Source organism: Mitsuaria sp. TWR114 (assembly GCF_007997345.1).
Map to the genome: position 1 here is coordinate 1 of NZ_VOSR01000598.1, position 9,136 is coordinate 9,136.

Sequence of the window (9,136 nt, forward strand, 5' to 3'; positions counted from 1 at the left end):
GCGCGCAGGTCGGCGGGCGTGCCCTCGAAGACGATGCGGCCGTGGCCCATCACGTAGCAGCGCTCGGAGATCTCCAGCGCGATGGCCAGCTTCTGCTCGACCAGCAGCACCGAGACGCCGCGCCGCTTGAGCTCCTTCAGGTACTCGGCCACCAGCTCGACGATCTTGGGCGCCAGGCCCTCGGTCGGCTCGTCGATCATGATCAGGTCGGGGTCGCCCATCAGCGTGCGGCACAGCGTCAGCATCTGCTGCTCGCCGCCGGACAGCACACCGGCCTCGGTGTGCTGGCGCTCCTTCAGGCGCGGGAACATCGCGTACATGTCGTCGAAGCTCCAGCGCGGCGCGGCCCCCTTGCGCCGGCCCTTCTCGCCGAGCATCAGGTTCTGGTGCACGGTGAGCTTGGGGAAGATGTCGCGGTTCTCCGGCACGTAGCCGATGCCGCGATGCGCGATCTCGTAGGCCTTGCGGCCCAGCAGCTCCTGGCCGCCCCAGGCGATCGCGCCGGTGCCGTCGACCTGGCCCATGATGGTCTTGACCGTCGTCGAGCGCCCCGAGCCGTTGCGTCCCAGCAGGCTGACGATCTCGCCGGGACGCACCTCCATCGTCACGCCGTGCAGCACATGGCTCTTGCCGTAGAAGGCATGGACGTTGTCCAGCCGCAGCGCGCGCGTGCCGGCGGCCGGCGTGGCGCCCGCGGCGCGCATCGCGCCGACGTTGGTGTCATGGAGGGCGGCGCTCATGCATGGGCTCCCGCGGCCTGCGATTCGGCCAGCACCGATCCCAGGTAGGCCTCCTGGACACGCGTGTTGGCGCGCACCGCGTCGGGCGTGTCGAAGGCGATCACCTCGCCGTAGACCAGCACCGCGATCTTGTCGGCCAGGCCGAAGACCACGCCCATGTCGTGCTCCACCGTCAGCAGCGTGCGGCCCTCGGTGACCTGGCGGATCAGCTGGATGAAGCGTTTGGTCTCGCTCTTGCTCATGCCGGCGGTGGGCTCGTCCAGCAGGATCACCTGCGCGCCGCCGGCGATGGTGATGCCGATCTCCAGCGCGCGCGCCTCGGCATAGGTCAGGTTGATCGCGGGCACGTCGCGCTTCTTGTCCAGGTGCAGCATCTCCAGCAGTTCCTCGACGCGGTCGTTGACGTCGTCCATGCCGGCCAGGAACTTCCAGAACGCGTACTTGTGGCCCATCGACCAGAGCAGCGCGCAGCGGATGTTCTCGAACACCGACAGCCGCGTGAACAGGTTGGACACCTGGAAGCTGCGCGACAGGCCGCGGCGGTTGATCTTGTAGGGCGGCAGCTGGTCGATGCGCTCGCCGAAGAGCCGGATCTCGCCGCTGGTGGGCGCGAAGCGGCCGCTGATGAGGTTGAACAGCGTGGACTTGCCCGCGCCGTTGGGGCCGATGATCGCGACCCGCTCGCCGGGTTTCACCGCGAGGTCGGCACCGCGGATGATCTCGCTCTTGCCGAAGCTCTTGCGCACGGCCTGCAGCTCCAGCGCGTAGGGGATGTTGGCGGTGCTCACAGGCTTTCCCTCCGCTTGATTTCTTTCTCGATCTCCTCCTGCGCCCGGTCCCACTCGGCGCGGAACTGGCGGCGCAGCAGCTCGAAGAGCCCCAGCCCGGTCAGCAGCACGAAGCCGGCACCGAACCACGACTCGACGCTCTTGGCATCGAGCGCCAGGCCCAGGTACTTCATCTGCGGGCCGAGCGCCTCGTTGAGCTGCAGGTGGTAGAGCATCTCCACCATCGCCGAGCCGCCCAGCAGCATCGTCGCCGCGGCGCCGGCCAGGCCCAGGTAGGACGGCCACAGCGCGCGCAGCTTGCCGAAGGCGGCCAGGCGCAGGTTCATCATGATCAGCGAGGCGATGCCGCCCGGCGCGTACATCACCATGAACAGGAAAACCAGGCCGAGGTACAGCAGCCAGGCCTTGGTCAGCTCCGACAGCAGCACCAGCGCCACCACCATCAGTACCGCGCCGATGATGGGCCCGAAGAAGAAGGTCGCCCCGCCCAGGAAGGTGAACAGCAGGTAGGCACCCGAGCGCGCGGCGCCGACGACCTCGGCGGTGACGATCTCGAAGTTCAGCGCCGACAGCCCGCCCGACACGCCGGCGAAGAAACCCGCGATCAGGAAGGCCAGGAAGCGCACCCACTGCGTGTCGTAGCCGATGAACTCGACGCGCTCGGGGTTGTCGCGCACCGCGTTGAGCATGCGGCCCAGCGGCGTGCGGGTGAGCGCGTACAGCAGCGCGGTGCAGACGAAGGCGTAGACCGCGATCAGGTAGTACACCTGGATCTGCGGCCCGAAGCTGATGCCCCAGACCGCCTTGCCCACGACGCGGTTGGAGGAGACGCCGCCCTCGCCGCCGAAGAACTCCGGCAGCATCAGCGACATCGACCAGATCAGCTCGCCCAGGCCCAGCGTGATCATCGCGAAGGGCGTGCCCGACTTCTTCGTCGACACGTAGCCGAACAGCGCCGCGAAGAAGAGCCCCGCCAGGCCGCCGACCAGCGGCACCAGGCTGACCGGCAGCGCGAGCTGGCCCGCGCCGACGACGTTGAGCGTGTGGATCGCCAGGTAGGCGCCCAGCCCGCTGTAGACCGCGTGGCCGAAGCTGAGCATGCCGCCCTGCCCCAGCAGCAGGTTGTAGGACAGGCACGCGATGATCGCGATGCCCATCTGCGACAGCATGGTCTGCGCCAGGCTGCTGGTCCACAGCAGCGGCGCCACCAGCAGCGCCAGCGCGTAGGCGCCCCAGATCAGCCAGCGGCCGACGTTGTGGGGCTTGAAGTGGTAGGTCTCGCCGCGCCGGGCACGCGGCGGGCGGCCCTGGGCGCGGGCCTCGCCCGGGGCGGCGCCGGACGGCACGGCGGGCGAGGCGGAGGAGGAAGGCATGACGGCGGACATCGATCAGCCCTCCCGGGTGCCGAGCAGGCCCTTGGGCCGGAAGATGAGGATCAGGACCATCAGCAGGTAGGGCAGGATGGGCGCGACCTGGGCCAGCGTGAGCTTGAGCAGCGGGTAGCCGAAGGTGTCGGGGCCGAGCTGGAAGGCCTGGGCGAGCGACACGTCGACGGTCAGCGGCAGCGTCTGCAGCAGCCCGATGACGAGGGAGGCGACGAAGGCGCCGGCCAGCGAGCCGATGCCGCCGACCACGACCACCACGAAGATGATGGAGCCGACGATCACCGCCATCGCGGGCTCGGTGACGAAGGTGATGCCGCCGATGACGCCGGCCAGCGCGGCCAGCGCGCAGCCGCTGCCGAACACCAGCATGAACACGCGCGGCACGTTGTGGCCCAGGGCCTCGACCATCTCCGGATGGGTGAGCGCCGCCTGGATGACCAGCCCGATGCGGGTGCGGGTCAGCAGCAGCCACAGCGACAGCAGCATGAACAGCGCCACCACCATCATGAAGGCGCGGGTGAGCGGGAACTTGGAACAGCTGGCGGCGGCGCACAGCGCGGCCGGCGCGTCGCCCCAGGCGAGTTCCAGGGCCTGGCCCGGGGCATGGATCAGGGTGAAGGCGGCGCCCTGCAGCGAGGGCGGCGGCGAGAACGGCACGGCGGTGCGGCCCCAGATCAGCTGCACCACCTCGAGCACGACGTAGGACAGGCCGAAGGTGATCAGCAGTTCGGGGACGTGGCCGAATTTGTGGACGCGCCGCAGCGCGCCGCGTTCGAACAGGGCGCCGCAGCCGCCGACCAGCAGCGGCGCGATCAGCAGCGCGGGCCAGAAGCCGATCCACCCGGCGATCGAGTACGCGAAGTAGGCGCCCAGCATGTAGAAGCTGGCGTGGGCGAAGTTGAGCACGCCCATCATGCTGAAGATCAGCGTCAGGCCGGAGCTCAGCATGAACAGCAGCAGTCCGGAGGACAGGCCGTTGAGGAGGTTGATCAGGATCTGTTCCACGTCGTTGTGCTCAGGACTTCGATGCGTTGGCCGCGCTGATGACGGAGGGCGCGGTAGCTGCGCGGACCGGTCCCGGGCCGGCAGTGCTCGCCGTACGTTCACGTACGGCTGCGCGCTTCAACCCGGTCCCGGCCCGCTCGCGACGGGAGGCGGAGCGCCTTACGACGGTCGCTTCATCTGGCAGCTGGTGGGCGTGCTGCTGACGAAGGGATCGAAGGTCTTGACCGGGGCGAAGTTGTAGCCGGTGTTCTCGACGCTGTAGGGGCGCTTGGCGTCGGCCTTCTGCCAGACGGTCAGGAACAGGGTCTGCTGCAGTTGGTGGTCGGTCTTGCGCATCTCCACGTCGCCGTTGAAGGACTTGAACTTCAGCCCTTCCAGCGCCGCCGCGACCTTCACCGGATCGGTGCTCTTGGCCTTGGCCATCGCCGTGCTCAACGCGGTATAGATGTGGATGACGCTGCCGGTGTAGAAGTCGTCGTTGAACTTGGCCTTGTACTCGTTGGCCCACTTCTCGGGCTCGCCGCCCAGGCTGTTGTGGTTGTACGAGATCTGGAACACGCGCCCCGCGCCCGCCGCGCCCATCGCCGTGGGCGTGCCGGTCACGCCGGCGTAGTAGGTGTAGAACTTGCCGGTGTAGCCGGCCTCGTTGGCGGCCTTGACCAGCAGCGCCAGGTCCGAGCCCCAGTTGCCGGTGATCACCGAATCCGCGCCGCTGGCCTTGATCTTGGCGACATAGGGCGCGAAGTCGCGCACCTGGGCCAGCGGGTGCAGGTCCTCGCCGACGATCTGCACGTCCGGGCGCTTCTTGGCCAGCCCTTCCTTCGCGTACTTGGCAACCTGATGGCCGTGCGCGTAGTTCTGGTTGAGCAGGTAGACCTTCTTGATGTCGGGCTGGTCCTTCATGAAGGTGGTCAGCGCCTCCATCTTCATCGACGTGTCGGCGTCGAAGCGGAAGTGCCAGTAGCTGCACTTGCTGTTGGTGAGGTCCGGATCCACCGCCGAGTGGTTGAGGTAGACGACCTCCTTGCCGGGATTGCGCTCGTTGTGTTTGTTGACCGCGTCGATGATCGCCAGCGCCGCGCCCGAGCCGTTGCCCTGCGTCACGTAGCGCACGCCCTGGTCGATCGCGGACTTCAGCGCGTTGAGCGACTCGGCGGGGCTGAGCTTGTTGTCGATCGGGATGATCTCGAACTTCACGCCGGCGGGGTTGTTGGCGTTGAACTTCTCGGCGAAGAACTGGAAGGACTTCACCTGGTTCTGGCCCACCGGCGCCATCAGGCCGGACAGCGGGTCGATCCAGGCGATCTTCACCGTCTCGCCCTTCTGCGCGTAGGCGCCGGCGGCGGCCGTCAGGGCGAATGCGGCGAGGGCCAGGGGCCGTGCCAGCGAGGGGATCGGACGCGTGCTGTGCTTGCTCATGCTTGTCTCCTGATGTGGTTGTGATGCAAGGCGATCGGAAGCAACGGGGTACGGCGTGGTACGGCCTGGTACAGCGGGAAGCGGCGGACTGCTGGGAACTGCGGTGAAGGGAAACCGGGGCGGCGGAACTCCTGCGTCAGCGGATCGATGCGCGGTGGGGCCTGGGAAGCGCGGGCCCTCGGGATGGGATCGCCAGGCGGCGGACCGTCGCGGCGGCCTCAGCCGCCCGGCAACTTGTGGCCCTTGAACTGCTCGCGCAACTTGAGCTTGAGCATCTTGCCGGTGGCCGTGTGCGGGATCTCGTCGACGAAGACGACGTCGTCAGGCACCTGCCACTTGGCGATCCGGCCCTCGTAGAAGCCCAGCACCGACTCACGCGTCAGCGCCGCGCCGGCGTCGCCGGGTTTGCGCACCACCACCAGCAGCGGTCGCTCGTCCCACTTGGGATGCGGCACGGCGATGACGGCGGCCTCGTGGATCGCCGGATGCGCCATCGCGATGTTCTCGACGTCGATCGAGCTGATCCATTCGCCGCCGGACTTGATCACGTCCTTGCTGCGGTCGGTGATCTGCATGAAGCCGTCGGCATCGATGGCGGCGACGTCGCCGGTCGGGAACCACAGGCCGGCGTCGCGGCCGTCCTCGCCGGTGACGCGGAGCAGCGGCGAGTCCGCGTGGCCGAAGTAGCTGTCGATGACCCAGGGCCCGCGCACGACCAGGTTGCCCGAGGTCTTGCCGTCCCAGGGCAAGGCCTTGCCGGCGTCGTCGACGACCGCCATGTCCACGCCGTAGATCGCCTTGCCCTGCTTCTCCAGCAGGTGGCGCTGCTGCTCCTGGGGCAGCTTCAATTGCTGGCTGCCGAGCCGCGACAGCGTGCCCAGCGGCGACATCTCGGTCATGCCCCAGGCGTGGATCACCTCCACGCCGTAGTCGTCCATCAGCGTGCGCAGCATCGCCGGCGGGCAGGCCGAGCCGCCGATCACGGTGCGCTTGAAGCTCGAGAACTTCAGCCCGTTGGCGCCGACGTAGTTGAGCAGCCCCAGCCACACCGTCGGCACGCCGGCGCTGAAGCTCACCTGCTCGGACTCGAAGAGCTCGTAGAGCGACTTGCCGTCCAGGTGCGGCCCGGGCAGCACCAGCTTGCAGCCCACCAGCGCGGTGCTGTAGGGCAGGCCCCAGGCGTTCACATGGAACATGGGCACCACCGGCAGGATCACGTCGCGGCGCGAGCAGGCCATCGCGTCGGGCAGCGCCGCGCCATAGGCATGCAGGACCGAACTGCGGTGGCTGTAGACGGCGCCCTTGGGATGGCCGGTCGTGCCGCTCGTGTAGCAGATGCTGGACGCGGTGTTCTCGTCGAACTCGGGCCAGACGTAGCGGCCGTCCTCGGCCTCGACCAGGTCCTCGTAGCAGCGCAGGTCGGGGATGGACGACTCCACCGGCATGTGGGCGCGGTCCGTCATCAGGATGAAGTGGCGGACCTGGCCGAGCTGCGGCGCGAGCTTCTCGACCAGCGGCAGGAAGCTCAGGTCGAAGCACAGGGCGCGGTCGGCGGCGTCGTTGGCGATCCAGGCGATCTGCTCGGGGAACAGGCGCGGATTGATGGTGTGGCAGACCAGGCCCGAGCCGGAGGTGCCGTAGTAGAGCTCGAGGTGGCGGTGGCCGTTCCAGGCCAGCGTGCCGACGCGGTCGCCGGGCGCCAGCCCCAGCCGCGCGAAGGCCTGCGCGAGCTGGCGGGCCCGGAACTCGACCGCCGCCCAGGTGGTGCGGTGCAGGTCGCCCTCGACCCGCTTGCTGACGATCTCGGTATCCCCGGAATGCCGCGCCGCGTGCTGGATCACCGACGAGATCAGCAGCGGCATCGACATCATCTGGCCCATCAGTGCCATGTCGTCTCCTGGATATTGTTGTCGGCTGTCCAGGTCAGTCTATCGACGGCTCCGGGCGCCTCGCGTCACCCTAGTGACGCGAGGCGGATTCCGGCATAGGGGATTACACGGGCGCTGCCGCGGGTCCCCCGATCAGGCCTTGCGGATCTCCGGCAGCTCGATCTTGACCTCGAGCACCTCGAGGTCGTCCTGCCGCTCCATGTGGACCTTGATGTCGTCCGGATTGATGGAGACGTACTTCGAGATCACCGCCAGCAGCTCGCGCTGCAGCTGCGGCAGGTAGTCGGGGCTCGCGCCGCGACCATTGCGTTCATGGGCGAGGATCAGCTGCAGGCGCTCCTTGGCGACGCTGGCGGTGCTTTTCTTCTCGCCCAGGAAGAAGGACATGAATCCCATGGTTTCTCCCGGTGGATGTCAGCGGCTGAACAGGCGCTTGAAGAAGCCCGGCTTGACGGCCTCGACGAAGCGCATCGGCTTGTCCTCGCCGAGGAAGCGCGCGATGACGTCCGAGTAGGCCTCGGCCACATCGGTGCCCTTCATGTGGATCGCCGGCAGGCCCTGGTTGGACGCCTGCAGCACGACCTCGCTCTCCGGGATCACGCCGATCAGCGGCGTGCGCAGGATCTCGTGGATGTCCTCCAGCGACAGCATCTGCCCGCCCTCGACCCGGTTGGGGTTGTAGCGGGTGATCAACAGGTGTTCCTTGACGGGCTCCTTGCCCTCGATCGCGCGCTTGGTCTTGCTGTTGAGCATGCCCAGGATGCGATCGCTGTCGCGCACCGAGGAGACCTCGGGGTTGGTCACCACCAGCGCCTCGTCGGCGTAGTGCATGGCCATCAGCGCGCCGGTCTCGATGCCGGCCGGCGAGTCGCAGACGATGTAGTCGAACTCCATCGCCTTGAGCTCCTCCAGCACGCGCTCGACACCCTCCTGCTTGAGCGCGTCCTTGTCGCGCGTCTGCGAGGCCGCGAGGATGAACAGCTTGTCCAGCTGCTTGTCCTTGATCAGCGCCTGGCCGAGCTTGACCTCCTCGTTGATCACGTTGATCAGGTCGTAGACCACGCGGCGCTCGCAACCCATGATCAGGTCGAGGTTGCGCAGGCCGACGTCGAAGTCGATCACCGCGGTCTTGTAGCCGCGCATCGCGAGGCCGGTGGCGAAGCTGGCGCTGGTCGTGGTCTTGCCCACGCCGCCCTTGCCGGAGGTCACCACAACGATCTTGGTCATGGGTCGAGGTCCTTTCAATGTGTCGGTCGCTGTCGTCGCAGCTCAAGCGTCATCGGTGCGGCGGTCGCGGGGACCGCCGCCCATGTCGGGGGAAATCAAGGGGGCCGCAAGCGGCTGGCGCCCGGGATGGTTCATGCGCCCAGCGGCTCCATCAGGAGCTTCTCGCCGTCGAGCCGGACCTGCGCCGCCTTGCCGCGCACGTTGTCGGGCAGCGGGTTCTCGCTGGTGCGGTAGATGCCGGCGATGGCGATCAGCTCGGCCTCGAGCTGCTGCGCGAAGATCCGAGCCTGCGCGTTGCCGCGCGCGCCCGCGATCGCCTTGCCGCGCAGCGCGCGTAGACGTGGATGCTGCCGTCGGCGATGACCTCGGCGCCGTGGTTCACCGCCGCCAGCACGACCAGGTCGGCGCCCTTGGCGTAGACCTGCTGGCCCGAGCGCAGCGGTTTGTCGACGTAGACGGTCGGCGCGGCCTGCGCGGGCACCGCCACCTCGACCTGGCGCTCGACCACCACTTCCTTGACGACCTGCTGCACGACCTTCTGCACCCGCGGCTCGCGTTCGGCGCGCACCGGCTCGTCGGGCGCCTCGGCCAGGCCCAGCCCAGCCGCCTGCGCCAGTTCCGCCGCGTTGGCGCCGACCACGCCGACCGGCTGCAGCCGGTGGCGGCGCAGCAGCGGCAGCAGC

At 68.3% G+C, this 9,136-nt stretch carries 8 protein-coding genes and 1 pseudogene; all 9 read right to left on the reverse strand.

All coding sequences use genetic code 11. The features are described from left to right. The coding region (locus FUT87_RS20380) for an ABC transporter ATP-binding protein (RefSeq protein ID WP_147242204.1) at positions 1 to 704 on the reverse strand (704 nt) is incomplete at its 3' end. Positions 705 to 736: 32 nt separating this feature from the next. Beyond that, positions 737 to 1,528: an ABC transporter ATP-binding protein gene (locus FUT87_RS20385; protein WP_255511594.1), complete on the reverse strand. Its 792-nt coding sequence runs from the start codon at positions 1,526 to 1,528 to the stop codon at positions 737 to 739. After that, positions 1,525 to 2,901, reverse strand: coding sequence for a branched-chain amino acid ABC transporter permease (locus FUT87_RS20390; RefSeq protein ID WP_147239706.1), 1,377 nt, complete (start codon positions 2,899 to 2,901; stop codon positions 1,525 to 1,527). Before FUT87_RS20390 ends, FUT87_RS20385 begins: the two co-directional genes overlap by 4 nt. Before the next feature lie 15 nt (positions 2,902 to 2,916). Next, on the reverse strand, positions 2,917 to 3,861 hold the full coding sequence (locus FUT87_RS20395; RefSeq protein WP_221211005.1) for a branched-chain amino acid ABC transporter permease: 945 nt from the start codon (positions 3,859 to 3,861) through the stop codon (positions 2,917 to 2,919). 216 nt (positions 3,862 to 4,077) lie between these two features. Then, a complete protein-coding gene (locus FUT87_RS20400; protein ID WP_147239707.1) occupies positions 4,078 to 5,337 on the reverse strand; it encodes a branched-chain amino acid ABC transporter substrate-binding protein in 1,260 nt (419 codons plus the stop codon). A gap of 218 nt (positions 5,338 to 5,555) precedes the next feature. Further along, positions 5,556 to 7,226 (reverse strand): 3-(methylthio)propionyl-CoA ligase, encoded by a 1,671-nt coding sequence (locus tag FUT87_RS20405; protein WP_147239708.1) that lies wholly within the window; start codon positions 7,224 to 7,226, stop codon positions 5,556 to 5,558. Between the two features lie 132 nt (positions 7,227 to 7,358). Next, a complete protein-coding gene (gene minE / locus FUT87_RS20410; RefSeq protein ID WP_091722568.1) occupies positions 7,359 to 7,622 on the reverse strand; it encodes a cell division topological specificity factor MinE in 264 nt (87 codons plus the stop codon). A gap of 18 nt (positions 7,623 to 7,640) precedes the next feature. Then, positions 7,641 to 8,453, reverse strand: a complete 813-nt coding sequence (minD, locus tag FUT87_RS20415) for a septum site-determining protein MinD (RefSeq protein ID WP_091722564.1) — start codon at positions 8,451 to 8,453, stop codon at positions 7,641 to 7,643. A gap of 131 nt (positions 8,454 to 8,584) precedes the next feature. Continuing rightward, positions 8,585 to 9,136, reverse strand: a pseudogene (minC, locus tag FUT87_RS20420) (septum site-determining protein MinC); the annotation flags it as partial.